We start from the raw sequence: 17,450 nt of genomic DNA, 5'->3' as shown, positions 1-17,450 counted from the left end.
CTTGCGTCTTAGTAGCGCGAGAAGAAGTCGTCGACTTCCCGCTGGGCTTCTTCCTTGGTCTTGCCGTAGCGCTCTTGCACCATGCCGGCGAGCTTGTCCTTGTTGCCTTCGGCGACGTCGAGCTCGTCATCGGTGAACTTGCCCCACATCACTTTGGCCTCGCCCTTCATCTGCTTCCACTTGCCGGCGATCTGATCGTTGTTCATCTCGGATTCTCCTGTAACCGGGCTGCGCTTTGACGCGGCCTTCATGGGAAGAAGACGCCCAGGCACCCAGTCGGGTTCCGCCTTGCCCCTCACGCCCGGCGGAAACCGGCCCAACGAAAAGGGCCGCCCCGAAGGACGGCCCCGACCGTGTCGCTGCGTGGTCGATCAGGCGGCGACGAAGGCGCCTGCGTCGACGGCGGCCTGCAGCTCTTCGGCCGACAATTCGCCTGAGGCGTCGGTGTCGGCGGCTTTGAAGGCCTCTTCGGTCACGGCGGTATAGACGGCCTGCACTTCGGCCAGCGAGAAGGTGCCGTTCGCATCGGTGTCAGCGACGACCGGAGCGGCGGCGTCCTGCGCGAAGACGGCGGTGGCGGTCAAAGCCGAAGCGGCCAGAACGAGGGCGAATTTGGTCATGATACTCTCCAGTTTGCGGCAGCGCAGAATGAACTGCCGCGCAAGAAGGCGACTTTGCCTTCGAGCCGCAAGTTATTCAAATTGTTGGAGAGTCCAAGGTGATTCCTGCGCTGGTTGCGCCAACCTCACACCGATTTTACTGCACTGCAACATAGGTTGACGCCGCAACTGCACTGACGTTCTGTACGCGGTTTTTCCCGGGGTCGAGGCTGCTCGTGAAGCCTGGAATGCAGAAATTTGCCCAGGACTGCACTTTCCCTCTTGCGGCCCCGCGCGGCTCTTTATAAATCCCCGCTTGTCCAGACGGTGCGGGCGTAGCTCAGGGGTAGAGCATAACCTTGCCAAGGTTAGGGTCGTGAGTTCGAATCTCATCGCCCGCTCCATCCGGACCAGACGAGGGGCCCCTTGCGGGCCCCTTTGTCATTTAATGGCGCCTTATTCCGGATAGGCCAGCGACTCTTCCTGCTCCATGTAGTCGCATTTGTTCAGCACCACCCCAAGGACCTGAGTACGCTTGGCGAGGTCCTTGCCGCACTTGTCGATCTCGGACACCGTGGTCTCGTTCGCGGCGGCCACCATCAGGGCGCAGTCGACCTGGTCCAGAAATGAGATGGCGTCGTCGCTGACCAGCACGGGCGAAAGATCGAAGAGCACGACGTCAGGCCGCAGCTGGGCCTCGATCTCGTCGATGATGTCGGCGGTGCGGGCGGCTGACAGAAGTTCGGCCGGATTCTCCATCGCGCGGGCGTTCAGCGCGAAGGCAAGGTTCGGACCGGCGCGGCGGATCTGGCCATAGTCGATCTTCCCCTCGGCCAGCATGCCGGCGAAATTCTGGTCGGTTTCCTGGCCAAGCATCCGAAGCAGCGACGGATGGCGCAGGTCCAGTTCGACCAGGAGCACCCGCGTATCGGCCAGTCGCGCCAGGCTGAAGGCCAGGTTCGCAGCCAGGGTCGACTTGCCGCAGCCCGGGGTGGGAGAGGTGATCGCCACCCGGGTCCAGCCGTTTGTGCGCAGCGTCCTGAGCAGGTTCGTCCGCATCACGTCGAAACTGGCCGCATTGGCGCCAGGATGCATCGCAACGATCCGGTTGCGCTCCAGGTGCCCGGGATTGAGCTTCAGTTCGCTCAGGCCGGGCCAGGGGCCGGTTTCGGTGTTCTTCGTGCCGGAGCCCGGGTTGGCCCCCTGCAGCTTGCGGTCGCGCGCGGCACGCGCCTTTGCGAGGGCGGATTGTATCCGTTCCATGTCAGCTTACTCGGTAAGGGCAGAGGCGGGAGCCTCGGCGGAAGCGTCGGGGGGAAAGCCCAGGAGGGTCCCCAGCGGGGCAACGTAAAGGTGCACCGCCAGGAGGATCATCGGAACGTTGATCACCAGCATCGCCAGAATGGCGAAGCGGTTCAGCGTCATGCCTTTCTTCGGTCGGGTTCCCGGAAGGTAGCCCACGGTGCCGAAGGGCGGCGCACCAAGCGCCTTGATCAGCTCGGACGGGCGCCGGATGGTCTGGTTCATCATCTCAAGCAGGAACAGAAGCGCCCCCGACAGGATGAATCCGACCCCGAACGCGGCCCCGGAGATGCGCTTGCGGTTCGGTTCCGAGCGGAACGGGGGCGGCACGGCCTCCTCGATCACGCTGATCCGCTGGCCCCGGTCGGTGACCTCGATCCGGTCGCCCATGCGCGCTTCGGACAGGCTGCTCACGGCCTCTTCGTACTGCACGCGCAACGTCTCGTAGTTGCTCTGCAGTTCGGCCAGCCGCAGCGAGTTGCCCGGCGTCGCCTCGATCGAGGCCTCAAGCTTCACGAGGTCCTCTTCCATCAGACGCTTCTGTTCGGCGAGGAACTCAATCTGTCCATCGATGTCCAGCATCTGGACCTCGAAGGCGGAAAGCTGGCCGCCGCCGGACGCCCCAAGCTGGGCCTTGACCCGCTCTTCCAGCGCAGCAACCTCGGTCTGCAGGGCCTTGAGCCGGGGGTTGGAGGGGGAAAGCACCACCAGAGCCGAGGCCAGTTCCTGCCGGGCTTGCTCAAGACGCTCCTGCTCGGGCGAGCGGTCGGTTTCCGAGGTCACCAGCCTGCCGGTGCGGTCGTAAAGCTCGGTCAGCCGGTCACGGCGGTCGCGCAGCGAGGCAAGCTCGCGGTCGACCTGCATCAGACGTTCCTGCTGGCTGGCCTGCCGCGTGCGGCGGTATTCCAGGCTTTCGGGCAGCGCGTCGCGGTTCTGCTGCTCGAACTCCAGGATCTGGGCGTTCTGGTGGGCCAGCTCGTCGGTCAGGCGGCGGACCTCCTGCTCGAAGAAGTCAAGCGTGCTGCCCGACGCCCGGGTGCGCAGCTCGGTGTTCCACTGCAGGATCTGCGCCGCGATGTCGTTGGTGACGGTGGCGGAAACCTCCGGGCTTCCATCCGCGAACGACACGTGGACGACGCCGGTATTGCCCTGCGTCCGCGGCATGTAGATCGAGATGCGGTTGCTGACCTGTTCCAGCTTTTCCGACGGAGAAAGCTTCGAGGCGTCGGCGAACAGATTGTGCCGCTCGGACAGCGCCAGAAGGCTTTCGCGGGTGTAGATGCGCTGCTGGATCGACAACAGGATCTCATCCGCCGTCGACACCACTGTCGAGGCCGCAAGCTCATCGGGGATCTGGGCGTTTTCGATCAGAAGCCGCGACTCGGCCCGGAAGATCGGCGGAAGCGATACGGCGTAAAGGATGCCCGCCATCGTCGCCGTGAAGATGATGGCAAAAATGATCGGCAACCGCCGCAGGATCAGGGACAGGTAAAAGCGCAGATCAAGCGTCATTCAAGGTCTCACTATGTCGTGCGGCGTTTGCCGAAAAGAAGACGCCGTCGTCCAGAACCTGCTGGACGATCGCCGGAGTGACCGTGCGCTTGCCCCGGGTAAAGGCATAGACCAGCGCAAGGTCGCATAACTGGTTCACCAACCGCGGAACACCGCGGGTCACCTGGTGGATAAGGTCGACCGCCGGGCCGGTGATGATCCGTTTCTGCGCCCCGGCGACCTTCAGCCGGTGGGGGATGTAGCCGCGCACCGTCTTCAGGTCCATCGCCGTAAGATGGTAGCTTGCCGCAACCCGCTGGGCGAACTGGCGCATGTTGGGCCGGGAAACCAGGTCGCGCAGTTCCGGCTGACCGATCAGGACCAGTTGCAGCACCTCGTCCTTGCCCGAGTTGATGTTGATGAACATCCGCAGCTCTTCCAGCGCCTCTGCGCTCAGGTTCTGCGCCTCGTCGAAGATCAGCACGACCGAGCGGCCCGCCGCGTATTCGGACAGAAGGAAATTCTGGAACCGCGAAAAAAGGTCGACATAGCTCTCGTTCAGGTCGGCCGGCTGGTCCAGCGCATGCAGCACCCAGCGCAAGAGCTCGGCCCGCGACCCGTGCGGGTTCGAGATGAGACCGACCTTGATCTCCGGCCCCAGCGATCGGATCAGGTGCAAGAGCAGGGTGGTCTTGCCTGCGCCCACCTCGCCGGTGATCAGGGTGATCGGCGAATTCGCGCGGATGCCGTACTCCAGCATGGTGTAGGCGCGCTGGTGCGATTGCGGCCAGTAAAGGAAATCAGGGTCCGGCGTCAGCGCGAAGGGGCGCGTGGTCAGCCCGAAATGCTCGGTATAAATCTCGCCCTGCGACGCAGGCTGCTGTTCGAACGCAAGGATGCGCGACCGCGGCCGACGTGGAATGGGCGTGGCGGGACGGACTTCTGGCGCGGGTTCGACCGGTGGTGCCGCCACGGCGGCCGGCTCGGGCGTTTCGGCAACGGTATCGTTGCCCACATCCTGATCGAACCACAGGATGCGAGAAAACAACTTCCGGGATCTACGACGCGTCATCTACTCACCCTAAAGCAATTCCATAGATTCGGAGGGAGTTGCCCCCCTCTCATAAGCAATGTTGAACGGCATGGCGACGGCTTCGGTGTTACTGATGCCAACCTGGCAACAAAGCAGGAAAATCAGCAGCCTAGGCCAGGTTTTGCCGCAGGAATGGCGTTTTTGTTGACCAATGTCCGTGCGTATCCGGACAAGGTGCTGTAGGAAAGGTCAAGGAAATTTTTACGGCGCGCGAATCGTTGATGACCCTGATGAGCTGCCAGATTTCGGGCATGTGCTTGGTAGGCGTGTTTGTGCCAGGACGTCCAGCGGCCCTGTCTGTGACAGGCAACGACGTCGGACACACGCGGTTGTGGACTCGCGGCCTGACGGTCGCCGCCAAAGACCAGTCGAGAGGGTAATCGCATGAAGGACGCTATGCAGGACCTTCCCGCAGAGACAGATATTGCCATCGTGGGCATGGCCGCGCATCTGCCGGGGGCGGCGGATATCCAGGCTTACTGGGAAAACCTGCGCGACGGCCGCTCTGCCGTGCGTCGGCTGACCGAGGAAGAGATTTTGGCTTCGGGCGAAAACCCGGCCCTGTTGCGCAATCCGAACTACGTCCCCGCCGCCGCCTTGCTGGAGGGCTTCGACCGCTTCGACGCCGAATTCTTCGGCTTTTCGCCGAAAGAGGCCGCGATTCTGGACCCGCAGCACCGCCAGTTCCTGGAAGTCGCCTGGGAGGCGCTGGAAAACGCCGGCCATACGCCCGAAGGGTTCAAGGGCCGCATCGGCGTCTTCGCGGGCTGCGGGATGGGCAGCTACTTCTACTTCAACCTCTGCTCGAACCCTGCGCTGGTCGACAGCACGGGCATGTTCCTCTTGCGCCATACCGGCAACGACAAGGATTTCCTGTCCACCCGCGTCAGCCACGTCTTCGACCTCAAGGGCCCCAGCCTTGGCTTGCAGACCGCCTGCTCGACCTCGCTCGTCGCCACCCACTACGCGATCCAGGCGCTGCTGAACGGCGAATGCGACATGGCGCTGGCCGGGGGTGTCACCATCGATATGCCCCAGGGCCGCGGCTACATCTACAAGGAGGGCGAGGTCCTGTCGCCCGACGGCGTCTGCCACGCCTTCGACCACCGCGCGCAAGGGACGGTCTTCGGCTCTGGCGCGGGTACGGTGCTTCTGCGGCGGCTGGACGATGCGCTGGCCGACGGCGACCACATCTGGGGCGTGATCAAGGGTTCCGCGGTCAACAACGACGGCGCGGCGAAAGCCGGGTATCTGGCACCCTCGGTCGAAGGCCAGGCGGCCTGCATCGCGACCGCCCTCGCCGTGGCCGGAACCCCGGCCGAAACCGTCGACTACATCGAATGCCACGGCACCGGCACCTATCTCGGCGACCCGATCGAGGTTGCCGCATTGACCGAGGCCTTCCGGCGCACGACCCAGGCGACGGGTTTCGCCCGGATCGGCTCGGTGAAGACCAACATCGGCCACCTCGACACCGCCGCCGGGGTGGCAAGCCTGATCAAGACGACCCTGGCGCTGCATCACAAGCAGATGCCGCCCAGCCTGAACTTCGAGACGCCAAACCCTGCCATCGATTTCGACAACAGCCCCTTCCGGGTGAACGACCGCCTCAGCGACTGGCCCCGCCGCATGGGTCCGCGCCGGGCCGGGGTGAACTCGCTTGGGGTCGGCGGCACGAATGCGCATGTCATCGTGCAGGAAGCTCCCACCGTTCCCGCGTCCGAAGCTTCGGACTGGCCGTTCCAGCTCATCACCCTTTCCGCCCGCAGCCAGTCCGCCCTTGGGGAAGCGTCGTCCCGCCTTGCGGCCCATCTTCGCACCCATCCCGAGCAGCCGCTTGCCGACATCGCATGGACGCTCAAGCAAGGCCGCCGGGCGTTTGAACACCGCCGGGTGCTCGTCGCCGAGACCCACGAGGAAGCCGCGCAGATGCTGGAAGCGGGCGATCCCCGCCGCGTCTTCACCCAGCGCCGTCTGGGCGATGCCCCCGACGTCGTCTTCATGTTCCCGGGCGGCGGCGCGCAATACCCGAACATGGCGCGCGACCTCTATGAAACAGAACCCGTGTTCGCCGAATGGATGGACCGGGGCCTTGCCGCGCTGAAAGATGCCGAGGCCGAGACGCGCGCGCTTTGGCTTCCCGCTCCCGGCCAGGAAGCCGCAGCAGCCGAGGCTTTGCGGAAGCCCTCAAAACAGCTGCCCCTGATCCTGATCGTCGAAGTCGCCTTGGCGAAGCTTTGGGAAAGCTGGGGGGTAAAGCCCTCGGTCCTCATCGGCCATTCGATGGGCGAAAACGCCGCTGCCTGCGTGGCGGGCGTCATGACACTGGAAGCCGCCGTCGGCCTTGTCCGTCTGCGCGGGCAGCTGTTCGACACCGTGCCCGCAGGGGGGATGCTTTCCGTCCCTCTGTCCGAAGCCGCGCTGAAACCCTACCTCGGCGACCTCGACATCGCGTCGATCAACGCTCCGGAACTGACCGTCGTCTCGGGCTCCGACGCGGGGTTGAAGGACCTGGCCGCACGGCTCAAGGCCGATGACATCGACACCACTCGCATCGCCATCGACATCGCGGCGCATTCGAAGATGCTGGAAGGCATCCTCGCGGCCTTCCGCGCCCACCTTGCCGGGATGCAGCTTTCCCCGCCGCAGATCCCGATCATTTCCAACCGCTCGGGCCAGGTCCTGACTGACGCCGAGGCGACCAGCCCCGACTACTGGGTCGCTCACCTGCGCAACACCGTCCGCTTCGCCGACGGCATGGCCACCCTGCGCCAGAAGCCCGATCGCGTGTATCTTGAGGTCGGTCCGGGCCGCGCCATGGCCTCCCTCGCCCAAGCCAACGGCGCCATGGGCGGCCAGCCGGTCCCCGCGAGCCTCCGCCACCCCGACGACACCACCAGCGACGACCGCCATTTCATCGCCACCCTCGGCCGCCTGTGGGCCTGCGGAGCTGAACCCGACCTCACCCAGCTTTGGGGCGATGCGCAACGCCGCCGCGTTCCCCTGCCGACCTACCCCTTCCAGCGCAGCCGCTACTTCATCGAACGCGGTCAGGCAGCACAGATCACCGAAGCCGACGTGACCGCCAAACGCCACGAAGCGGTCGCCGACTTCGGCTACAAGATCGGCTGGCGCGTCATGCCCGCCGACTGCCCGGTCGACGTGGAAACGGAACTTGGCGCCCCCCTCACATGGCTCGTCTTCGCCGATGAGGCCGGCCTTGCCCGCGCCGCAGTCCAGCGCCTGCGCGCCGCAAACCACCGCGTCATCACCGTCCACGCCGGGGACGCCTTCGCGCGCACTTCGGACGACACCTACACCCTTGCCCCCGAACACGGGCGCGAAGGCTATGACGCGCTGCTCGCGGACCTTGCTCAACGCGACCTGAACCCCGCCCGCATCGCCCACTTCTGGCTGGTGACGGAAAAGGAAGCCTTCCGCCCCGGCTCCAGCTTCTTCCAGCGCAACCTCGAACAGGGCTTCTGGAGCCTCTTCTTCCTTGGCCAGGCGATGGGCGAGATCGGCTTGAAGCCCCTGCCCCACCTCACCGTCGTCACCTCCGGCGCGGCCCAGGTTCGCACCGAGGCGCTCCCCTATCCCGAGAAGGCCACCGTCGCGGGCCCCGTCCGCGTCATGCCGCGCGAACTGCCCGGCCTGACCGCGAGCCTGCTTGACGTCACCCTCGACCGGAAGGCGATCCCGGTGGAAACCGTCTCCGCCGTCCTGGAAGAGGTGCTTGCCACCCCGGCGAACACCGTCGCCGCGATCCGGGGCAGCCGCCGCCTGGAAACCCGCCTTGTCCCGGCAAAGCTACCGGAACAGGCCGTGGTCCCCGAAGGCTCCGTCTGGGTCATCACTGGCGGCTTCGGTGGGATCGGCGTCACCGTCGCCGAACGCCTGATGCGAGACCGTCACGCCAAGGTTGCCCTCGTCGGACGCCACCTCCCCGAAGCCGGGTCCGTCCGCGCCGGGGTCCTGTCGCGCCTTGAACGCCTGGGGCGGGTCATGGCGGTCGCCGCCGACGTCTGCAACCCCGAGGACATGCGCGCCGCCTTCGACCGGGTTCGGTCCGAGTTCGGCCCGATCTACGGCGTCGTCCATGCCGCCGGCACCGTCGACGACGCGCCGCTTCTGGGCAAAGACCCCGGCAGCGCGGATGCGGTTCTCTCGCCCAAGGTCCACGGCACCAAGCTTCTCGACACGCTCCTCCCTGATGGCAGCGTCGACCGGATCGTCCTCTTCTCCTCGACGTCGACCGTTCTCACCCCGGCAGGTCAGGCCGACTATGTGGCCGCGAACGAATACCTCAACGCCTTTGCCCGCAGTCGCGCCGGTGGCATGACCAAGGTCACGGCGATCAACTGGGGCATCTGGTCCGGCATCGGCATGGCCGCCGACGCCGACGCCCGCCGCCAGGGCAAGGACGCAGGCGCCCCGCTTCCCGGCCAGCTGGTGCTGGAGCGGATGCAGAAGGGCGAGGACGAGACCCGCTTCCACGCCACCCTGACCAAGGACAATTGGGTGATGGACGACCATCGCCTTCTGGACGGCACCGCGGTCCTGCCGGGTGCTGCGTGGCCAGAAATCGCACATGAGGCGCTGATGGCCACCGGCGGCAAGCAGGGCCTGCACCTGACCGACCTTACCGTCTTCCGTCCCCTGCGGCTGGAAGCCGACCTTCCCCGCGACTTGCGTGTCAGCCTGACCCGTGGCCGCGACGGAACCCAGCGCCTGCAAGCCCGCGCGCAAGAGCCGCAAGGTTGGGCCCTGACCGCCGAGATGGGCATTGCCCCCCTTGCCGCCCAGCCGGAAAACCTTGACCTCTCCGCCATCGCCGCCCGCTGCCCTAACAAGGCCACGGCGGCAGGCGGGGAAAACCTGCCCTCTGCGCAAGAGGACCGGATTGCGTTCGGCCCGCGCTGGCAGGTCCTCCGCGCGACCGCCCTTGGCAACCGCGAGGGGCTGGCAACCCTGGCGCTTCCAACGCAAGCCGTGCAGGACACGGCAACCTGCACGATCCACCCGGCCCTTTATGACATCGGCACCGGCTGGGGCATCGCGCTGCTACCCAAGGTGCAGGAGGGCTTCGTCTGGGCCCCGGTGATGACCACCGCCATCCGGGTCCACGCCCCCCTTCCCGCCGAAATCCGCAGCTGGGTCCGCCTTGCGGGAAACCCCGCCGAGGACACGGCCAGCTTCGACGTCACCCTGACCGACCCGGCCGGAAAAGTCCTCGTTGAGGTCGAGGGCATCACCTTCCGCAAGGTCGCCTTCGAGGAGGCCCTCGCCCGCCCCGCGCCGCCGAACCCGCGCGACGTGGAACGCGACGACGACCAGCGCGGGCAATCCCCCGCCGAGCAGCGCCTCGTCCAGGCCCTGGCAGGCGGCATCCGTCCCGCCGAGGGTGCCGAGGCCTTCCTTCGGGCGCTTGCTGCCGACGGGGCGCAGGTCCTCGTGTCCTCGCTGGACCTCGAAGCACTGGTGAAACAGGCCAATGCCCCGGTCGCCACCGAAACCGAAGGCCCCGGCTTCGCCCGCCCCGAACTGGAAACCGCCTACGTCGCACCCCGCACGAACGTGGAACGCACCCTGGCGGGCTTCTGGGCCGAGCTTCTGGGCGTCTCGGAAGTCGGGGTCGAGGACGACTTCTTCACGCTTGGCGGCCACTCTCTGATCGCAGTGCGCCTCTTTGCGATGATCCGGCGGCAGTGGAAGGTCGACTTCCCGATCTCCGTCCTGTTCGAGGCCCCCACCATCGCCCGCTGCGCCGCGCTGATCGCCGAACGCATCGGCCCCGAGGACGAAGCCGCCGCCGCGCCCGCCGCGCTGGCCGATCCTGCAGGACCAAAGTTCACCCATCTCGTCGCCATGCACCGCGGCGATGGCGGGCAGAAGACGCCGTTCTTCCTGGTCGCAGGCATGTTCGGCAACGTGTTGAACCTGCGTCACCTGGCCAGCCTTCTGGGTACCGACCGCCCGTTCTACGGGCTGCAGGCGAAAGGGCTTTTCGGCGACGACCAGCCGCACATGACGATCGAAGACGCCGCCACCTCCTGCCTTGCCGAAATCCGGCAGGTCCAGCCGAAGGGGCCGTACCTCCTTGGCGGCTTCTCGGGCGGAGGCCTCACCGCCTGGGACATCGGACGCCAGCTGCGCGCCGAGGGCGAAGAGGTGGCTCTGATGGTGCTTCTTGACACGCCACTGCCCGTGCGGCCGTTCCTGAACAAGCCCGACAAGGCCCTGATCAAACTCGCCGAGCTCCGCGCTGGCGGACCGCAGTTCCTTGCCGACTGGGCGCGCAGGCGCTGGGAATGGGAACGCTCGCGCCGGGCCAAGGCCGCGAACGAACCTGATCCGACGGTCCCGTCCTACAACAATGCCGCCATCGAAACCGCCTTCCGCCACGCGATCGGGGTCTATGACCTGAAGGCTTGGGATGACGGCAAGGTGGTCCTCTACCGCCCGCCCCTCGACCGGCACTGGAAGGTGACCGGGGGCAACTGGGTCTCGTCGCAACGGGAATATGTCTTCCACGACAACCTCTGGACGCCTTTCGCGTCCCGGCTGGAGGTGGTGGAAGTCCCGGGCGACCATGACTCGATGGTGCTGGAACCGAACGTCCGGGTGCTGGCCGCCCGCATGAAGGCCGCGATCCAGGCGGCCGAGGCAGGCGATTTTCGCCAGCCCGACCAACGACTTGCCGCTGAATGACCGGAGACTGACATGACCCTGACCGCCCTGCTGATCGGCAATGAAAGCCTGACGGTCGAATGCGGCAAGCGCTGGCTGGAACGGGGACATGCTTTGGTCGCCGTGGTCACGCGCGAAGCGAAGGTGGCGGCCTGGGCCTCGGGCGCGGGACTTCGGGTCATCGCTCCGGGTGCCGGTCTGGTCCAGCGGACGCAGGGCCTGACCGTGGACTGGGTGCTGTCGGTGGCCAACCTTGCGCTGGTGCCCGAGCCGGTGATGCAGCTGGCCCGGCAAGGCGGCGTCAACTTCCACGACGGCCCCCTGCCCGGATATGCCGGCCTCAACGCTCCGGTCTGGGCGCTTCTGAATGGCGAAGCGACGCACGCGATCACGTGGCACCTGATGACCGCGGGGATCGACGAAGGCGAGGTTCTTGCAGTCCGCGGCTTTCCCATCGACGCCGACGACACCGCCTTCACCCTGAACGCCCGCTGCTTTGCGGCGGCGGTGGACAGCTTCGGCGATGTCATCACCGCGATGGAGGCCCAAGGTCACCCGCGCCAGCCGCAGGCCGCAGGACCGCGTCACGTCTGGCGCCGCGCGGACCGGCCCCGGGCGGCGGGGCGGCTGGACTTCACCCAAGGGGCCGAGGCGGTCGCGCGGACGGTCCGGGCTCTGGATCACGGCGGTTATCGCAACCCGCTGGCCGTCGCCAAGATCGAGGTTGCGGATCAGGTCTGGGCCGTGGGATCGGCCACTGTCATTCCCGGCTCCGGCCTGCCCGGCACGGTGCTCGGCCGTGGGCCAGACCATCTGGACGTGGCCTGCGGCACGGGCGCAGTGCGGCTTTCCGGTCTGACCTGCCTCAGGGGACTGCCCGTCGACACCAACCGTGCCGGACCGGTCCTCGCCTCGCCGTCCGAGGATGAAGCGGCCCGGCTGGATGCGGCACTCGCCCCCGCCGCCGAAGCCGAGACCCGTCTGCGCGCCTTGGTCCTGAAGCCCGATCCCGTCCTTCCGTCCAGCCCGTCCCAGGCACAGGACTGGCGGCAACTTCCGCTGCCACCGGCGGACCCGGCGCGGCTGGCGCTGGCGGCGATCCGGACCCTGGGCCGCAGCAGCGGCGACATCGCCTTCGCCTCGGGCCACAATCCGGCGCCCGGCTATCTGCTGCCCTGGGTGCCACTGCGTCTTGACGCCTCGGGCGAGGTGGCCGCCGCCCTGGCCCGGGCCGAGAACGCGTTGGCCTCCGCGCGTCTTGCGGGCGGGCTGGCCGCGGACCTGGCCCTGCGGGAACCCGGCCTCACCTCACTTTTGCCATCCGGCCTTGCGGTTTGCGATGGCACTGCGCCGGTCGCAGGAACCACCGTGACCCTGGTCAACGGAGCGTTCTGGCATGATGCCGCGCGGATGCCCGAGGCCGAGGCCACCGCCCTTGCCACTCGGATCGCGCGTATCCTGTCCGCAATGGTCCCCGGCGCAGACCTTGCCGGACTAAGCGGCCTGTCCGATGCCGAAACCACAGTCTACTCCGGCGCGCTGGCGGCAACCGCCCGCGATTATGACCGGACACTGACCATCCCGGCCGCGATCCTCGCGCAGGCGGCACGAACGCCCGATGCGGTGGCGGTCATTGCCGGGGAATCCCGGCTCTCCTACGCGGACCTTGCCGTCCGGGCGGGCCGGATCGCCACGACCTTGCGCGAAATGGGCGTCGTCCGCGGCAGCCTCGTCGGCCTTGCCTGCCGCCGCACGACCGACATGGTCGCGGGCGCTCTTGGCATCCAGATGGCAGGCGCCGCCTACGTCCCCATGGACCCCGCTTACCCCGAAGACCGTCTGGCGCTTTACGCAGAAGACTCGGGCTGCCCGGTGATCGTCACCGAAAGCAGCGTTGCGGGCGACCTGCCGAAAGGCCCCGCGCTGCTGATCCTTGACACCGACCCGCGCCTCGCCTCGGCCGCGACTGTCCTTGCTGATGCCCCTCGGGCCGAGGATCCGGCCTATGTGATCTACACCTCCGGCTCGACCGGCCGCCCCAAGGGCGTCGTCGTGACCCACCGCAACGCGCTGAACTTCTTCGCGGGCATGGACGACGTGCTGGGCACCGACCCCGGCACCTGGCTTGCCGTCACTTCGCTGTCCTTCGACATCTCGGTGCTCGAACTTTTCTGGACGCTCACCAACGGGTTCACCGTGGTTCTTGCCGATGATTCCGCCCGCGTACGGCCATCGGGTGGCACGGGCATCAACCCGCGGAAGATGGAATTCAGCGTCTACTACTGGGGCAATGACGACCTTCCCGGTCCCGCGAAGTACGAACTTCTGCTGGAAGGCGCCAAGTTCGCCGACCAGAACGGTTTCGTCGCGGTCTGGACGCCGGAACGCCACTTCCACGCTTTCGGCGGCCCCTACCCCAACCCCGCCGTCACCGGGGCGGCCGCGGCGGCGATCACCAAGAACATCGGCGTGCGGGCTGGCAGCATCGTCGCGCCCCTGCACCATCCCGCCCGCATCGCCGAGGAATGGGCGATTATCGACAATCTGACCAACGGCCGCGCCGGCTTGGCCTTCGCCTCGGGCTGGCAGCCGGACGACTTCGTCCTGCGCCCCGAGAACACGCCCCCCGCCAACCGCCAGGCCCTGTTCGACACGCTCGACCAGGTGCGCAGGCTCTGGCGTGGCGAGGCGGTGGAGTTCCCGCGCAAGGACGGCGCCCCCTTCGCCGTCAAGACCCAGCCCCGCCCTGTGTCCAAGGAAGTCGCGGCCTGGGTCACGACCGCAGGCAACCCCGAAACCTGGCGCGAGGCGGGAAAGATGGGGGCCAACGTCCTGACCCACCTTCTGGGCCAGTCCATCACCGAAGTGGCGGACAAGGTGAAGCTTTACCGTAAGGCGCTGGCCGAAGCCGGGCATGACCCGTCCAGGTTCAAGGTCACCCTGATGCTGCACACTTTCCTCGCGACGGACCGGGAAGCCGCCCGCGAAGTCGCGCGCGAGCCGATGAAGAACTACCTCCGTTCCGCCGCAGCGCTGATCAAGCAATACGCCTGGGCCTTCCCCGCCTTCAAGAAACCGCAGGGGGTGGCCAACCCGATGGACATCGACCTCGGCAGCCTTGCGCAAGATGAACTGGAGGCGATCCTCGACTTCGCCTTCCTGCGTTATTTCGACGACTCGGGCCTGTTCGGCACAGTCGACGACGCGGTGAGGCGGGTCGAAGAGCTGAAAGCCATCGACGTAGACGAGGTCGCCTGCCTGATCGACTACGGCATCCCGACGCAAGTGGTGCTGGACGGGCTGAAACTGGTGGCCGAAGTGCTGCGCCTCACCAACTCGGGCGCCGAGGATGACGCCACGATGGCGGGCCTCATCCAGCGCCACAAGGTCTCGCATCTGCAATGTACCCCCTCGATGGCCCGCATGCTGGCTGAAGACGACGGTGCCCGTGCAGCACTCAAGGGTCTGAAACGGATGCTGGTCGGCGGCGAGGCCTTGATGGGCCGTCTGGCGGGCGATCTGTCCGGCCTGATCGGCGCGCCGGTTCTGAACATGTACGGTCCGACCGAGACGACGATCTGGTCCTCGGTTGAGGCGACGACCGGGGCCGAGGGCGTGGTCAACATCGGACAACCCATTGCCAACACGGCGCTTTATGTCTTGGATGACGCACAGACCCCGGTTGCCGATGGCAAGGAAGGCGAGCTTTGGATCGGCGGCGAGGGTGTGGCGCAGGGCTACTTCCAGCGCCCGGACCTGACCGCGGACCGTTTCCGCCCCGACCCTTTCGCAGGGACCGGCCGGATGTACCGCACCGGCGACCTTGTCCGGAAACGACCGGACGGCAAGCTGGATTACCTCGGTCGCGCCGACTTCCAGGTGAAGATCCGCGGCCACCGCATCGAACTGGGCGAGATCGAAACCGCACTGGAAGCTGTGGCCGGGATCCGTCAGGCCGTCGTCATCGCCCGCGAAGATCAGCCGGGCGACGTGCGCCTGGTGGCCTACGTCACGTCGGACGGACCGGTCGACGAACCGGCACTGAAGACCAACCTCGCGCAGCACCTGCCCGACGTGATGGTCCCTGCCCATGTGGTCAAGCTTGACACCTTTCCGCTGACCCCGAATGGCAAGGTCGACCGCAAGGCGCTTCCAGCCCCCTTCGCCGCACCATCGCTGGCGGTCCCAGCGGCTGCGGCAAAACCCGTCGCGCTGGAAGGCGGGATCGAGGAAACCATCGCCGCGGTCTGGGCCCGCGTTCTTGGTGTCCCGCAGGTCGGGCGGTCGGACAACTTCTTCACGCTCGGCGGCCATTCGCTCCTTGCCGTGCAGGCCCACCGCGAGATGAAGGTCGCGTTGAACTCCGACCGGCTTGCGATCACCGACATCTTCCGGTTCCCGGTTGTCTCGGCCTTGGCCGCGCATCTGGGCAAGACCATCCAGGCCCCAACCGCGCCCCTTGCGGCAGCCGTCCCGGCACCCGTCGCCGCCGCTGCCGCCCAGACCGACCCTGCGGGCGATACCCGGATGGACGCGATGGCGCGGCGCCGTGCGATGCGCGAAGCGCGGGAGAAGGCCCTGGGATGACCCATCCGCCCGCGGTCGAGACGGCGCTCCGCTCGCTGTTTCCGGCCGGGGTCGCCGTGGCGGTCGAGCGGACAGCGATGTCCGACGCGACGACCCTATGGCCGGACGAACGGACCGCCATGGTCGGGGCGGTTCCCCGCAGGCTGGCCGAATTCACCGCCGGCCGCATCGCCGCCCGCAGGGTGCTGGCCAGCCTTGGCCACCCACCCGCGGCCCTGCCGATGGGCACCGACCGCGCCGCGATCTGGCCACCGGGCCTTTCCGGGTCCATCGCCCATGACGCCGACCTCGCCATCGCGGTGGGCCGGATGGGAGCACCGCTTGGCGTCGATCTGGAGCCCGACGCGCCGCTGGAAGAGGCGCTCTGGCCAGTCATTTGCCAGGAGGGGGAGCTGACGCGGCTGCAAGGGGACATCGGGCGGCAGGTGCGGCAGGTGTTCTGCGCCAAGGAGGCGGTCTTCAAGGCGCAACCTGCGGACGCGCGCGCCATGTTCGGCTTCGATATGCTGGACATCACCCTTGCCGAAGGCCGCTTCGATGCCCAGTTCCGTGCAAGTGTCGGGCCGTTCCGGGCAGAGCAAGTCCTTGCGGGGCGCCTTGCCGTGGTCGACGGCGTGATTCTTGCGGGGGTGGCATGGTAAAGATGACGCGGCGGATCGCACTTCTGGCAGGCGTGGCGGGGATCGGCTCTGCGGTGGCGGGGTCGCTTTACTGGGCGCTGACCCGCCCGCCCTCGGCCGCTTCGGTCCGCGCGCGGATCGCCGGGCCGCTGACCGCACCGCAAGGGGCGCTTAACGTCTTCCATCTTGGCCACAGCCTGGTGAACCGCGACATGCCCGCGATGCTGGCCCAGCTTGCTCCCCTCGGGCACAGCTATGACAGCCAGCTTGGCTGGGGCACGACCTTGCAGGCGCATTGGGGTGATGCAACGATCAACGGCTTCGAGGCCGAAAACGCCCATCCCCGCTTCCGCCCGGCCGCCGAAGCCGCGGCAAGCGGCGACTATGACGCGATCGTCCTGACCGAGATGGTCGAGATCCGCGCTTCGATCCGCTATTACGAAAGCCCGCGCTATCTGGCGCTTTGGGCGGAAAAAGCCATTGCCGCCCGTCCCGATGTGCGGCTCTTCCTGTATGAGACCTGGCATCCGCTGGACGATCCCGAGGGCTGGCTTGAACGCCTCGACCGCGACCTTGACCGCTACTGGCTGTCGCGCGTGCTTGGCCCGGCACTGAAGGATCTGCCCGAAACCGCACAGATCAGGCTGATACCGGCAGGACAGGTGCTTGCCGCCTTCGTCCGCGACGTCGAGGCGCGCGGCGGGGTCGGCAATGTGCGGGACCGGACCGATCTTTTCCAGCGTTCGGCCGAGGGCGAACTGGACCCCATCCACCTTAACGATCTGGGCAACTATCTGGTCGCCCTCGTCCACTATGCGACGCTCTACCACGCCGATCCGGTGGGCCTTCCCGCAGCGCTGACCCGGGCGGACGGCGCGCCCGCCGTGGCGCCCGACCCCGACGTCGCCCGTCTGATGCAGGAGGTGACACGCTCGGTTGTTTACAGCCTTGGGTTGTCGGGCCTTTCCGCCTGATGTGGCATTTGCGCCACCCCTGCGCTCAAACGCTCGGCATGTCGCGTCCTGACCGCGTTTCCGCCCGAAAGCTGGTGCATTTCCTCTTTCCGAA

At 67.0% G+C, this 17,450-nt stretch carries 9 protein-coding genes and 1 tRNA gene; 5 read left to right on the top strand and 5 right to left on the bottom strand.

The window, feature by feature from the left end; genetic code table 11:
* Positions 1 to 8 precede the first annotated feature (8 nt).
* Together Q0C42_RS07410 and Q0C42_RS07405 are read right to left on the bottom strand one after the other, a co-directional pair.
* The gene (locus tag Q0C42_RS07410) at positions 9 to 206 is read right to left on the bottom strand and encodes a CsbD family protein (protein WP_295074141.1); all 198 of its coding nucleotides are present in this window, start codon (positions 204 to 206) and stop codon (positions 9 to 11) included.
* Between the two features lie 165 nt (positions 207 to 371).
* The gene (locus tag Q0C42_RS07405; RefSeq protein ID WP_295074140.1) at positions 372 to 620 is read right to left on the bottom strand and encodes an EF-hand domain-containing protein; all 249 of its coding nucleotides are present in this window, start codon (positions 618 to 620) and stop codon (positions 372 to 374) included.
* A 308-nt stretch (positions 621 to 928) separates the two neighbouring features.
* Here Q0C42_RS07405 and Q0C42_RS07400 point away from each other — a divergent pair.
* Positions 929 to 1,003, top strand: a tRNA-Gly gene (locus Q0C42_RS07400).
* A 52-nt stretch (positions 1,004 to 1,055) separates the two neighbouring features.
* Here the strand turns inward: Q0C42_RS07400 and Q0C42_RS07395 are convergent.
* Genes Q0C42_RS07395 through Q0C42_RS07385 form a run of 3 tightly spaced genes read right to left on the bottom strand, consistent with a single transcriptional unit; the run spans position 1,056 to position 4,440 of the window.
* On the bottom strand, positions 1,056 to 1,862 hold the full coding sequence (locus tag Q0C42_RS07395; RefSeq protein ID WP_295074139.1) for a CpsD/CapB family tyrosine-protein kinase: 807 nt from the start codon (positions 1,860 to 1,862) through the stop codon (positions 1,056 to 1,058).
* Positions 1,863 to 1,868: 6 nt separating this feature from the next.
* Complete coding sequence (locus tag Q0C42_RS07390) at positions 1,869 to 3,413, bottom strand: lipopolysaccharide biosynthesis protein (protein WP_295074137.1); 1,545 nt, start codon at positions 3,411 to 3,413, stop codon at positions 1,869 to 1,871.
* On the bottom strand, positions 3,403 to 4,440 hold the full coding sequence (locus Q0C42_RS07385) for an AAA family ATPase (protein WP_295074136.1): 1,038 nt from the start codon (positions 4,438 to 4,440) through the stop codon (positions 3,403 to 3,405). Before Q0C42_RS07385 ends, Q0C42_RS07390 begins: the two co-directional genes overlap by 11 nt.
* A gap of 429 nt (positions 4,441 to 4,869) precedes the next feature.
* Between Q0C42_RS07385 and Q0C42_RS07380 the strand changes: the two genes are divergently transcribed.
* From Q0C42_RS07380 to Q0C42_RS07365, 4 genes are read left to right on the top strand one after another with little or no spacing between them, the layout of a single operon-like run.
* The gene (locus Q0C42_RS07380) at positions 4,870 to 11,196 is read left to right on the top strand and encodes a type I polyketide synthase (protein ID WP_295074135.1); all 6,327 of its coding nucleotides are present in this window, start codon (positions 4,870 to 4,872) and stop codon (positions 11,194 to 11,196) included.
* Positions 11,197 to 11,208: 12 nt separating this feature from the next.
* Complete coding sequence (locus Q0C42_RS07375; protein ID WP_295074134.1) at positions 11,209 to 15,762, top strand: MupA/Atu3671 family FMN-dependent luciferase-like monooxygenase; 4,554 nt, start codon at positions 11,209 to 11,211, stop codon at positions 15,760 to 15,762.
* Positions 15,759 to 16,403 carry a 4'-phosphopantetheinyl transferase gene (locus tag Q0C42_RS07370; protein ID WP_295074132.1) on the top strand — a complete coding sequence of 215 codons (645 nt, stop codon included), beginning with the start codon at positions 15,759 to 15,761 and terminating at the stop codon, positions 16,401 to 16,403. The genes Q0C42_RS07375 and Q0C42_RS07370 overlap by 4 nt, the downstream gene beginning before the upstream one ends.
* Positions 16,397 to 17,356, top strand: coding sequence for a hypothetical protein (locus tag Q0C42_RS07365; RefSeq protein ID WP_295074130.1), 960 nt, complete (start codon positions 16,397 to 16,399; stop codon positions 17,354 to 17,356). Before Q0C42_RS07370 ends, Q0C42_RS07365 begins: the two co-directional genes overlap by 7 nt.
* Positions 17,357 to 17,450 lie beyond the last annotated feature (94 nt).

Source organism: Tabrizicola sp. (assembly GCF_022842145.1).
Taxonomy (GTDB): domain Bacteria; phylum Pseudomonadota; class Alphaproteobacteria; order Rhodobacterales; family Rhodobacteraceae; genus Tabrizicola.
Note: the sequence above shows the minus strand (reverse complement) of the source record. Positions and strands in the feature narration are given on the sequence as shown.

Bases quoted from the DNA above. Each gene is read 5' to 3' on its own strand.
- Q0C42_RS07410 (WP_295074141.1), bottom strand. From the start codon at position 206: ATGAACAACGATCAGATCGCCGGCAAGTGGAAGCAGATGAAGGGCGAG.
- Q0C42_RS07405 (WP_295074140.1), bottom strand. From the start codon at position 620: ATGACCAAATTCGCCCTCGTTCTGGCCGCTTCGGCTTTGACCGCCACC.
- Q0C42_RS07395 (WP_295074139.1), bottom strand. From the start codon at position 1,862: ATGGAACGGATACAATCCGCCCTCGCAAAGGCGCGTGCCGCGCGCGAC.
- Q0C42_RS07390 (WP_295074137.1), bottom strand. From the start codon at position 3,413: ATGACGCTTGATCTGCGCTTTTACCTGTCCCTGATCCTGCGGCGGTTG.
- Q0C42_RS07380 (WP_295074135.1), top strand. From the start codon at position 4,870: ATGAAGGACGCTATGCAGGACCTTCCCGCAGAGACAGATATTGCCATC.
- Q0C42_RS07375 (WP_295074134.1), top strand. From the start codon at position 11,209: ATGACCCTGACCGCCCTGCTGATCGGCAATGAAAGCCTGACGGTCGAA.
- Q0C42_RS07370 (WP_295074132.1), top strand. From the start codon at position 15,759: ATGACCCATCCGCCCGCGGTCGAGACGGCGCTCCGCTCGCTGTTTCCG.
- Q0C42_RS07365 (WP_295074130.1), top strand. From the start codon at position 16,397: ATGGTAAAGATGACGCGGCGGATCGCACTTCTGGCAGGCGTGGCGGGG.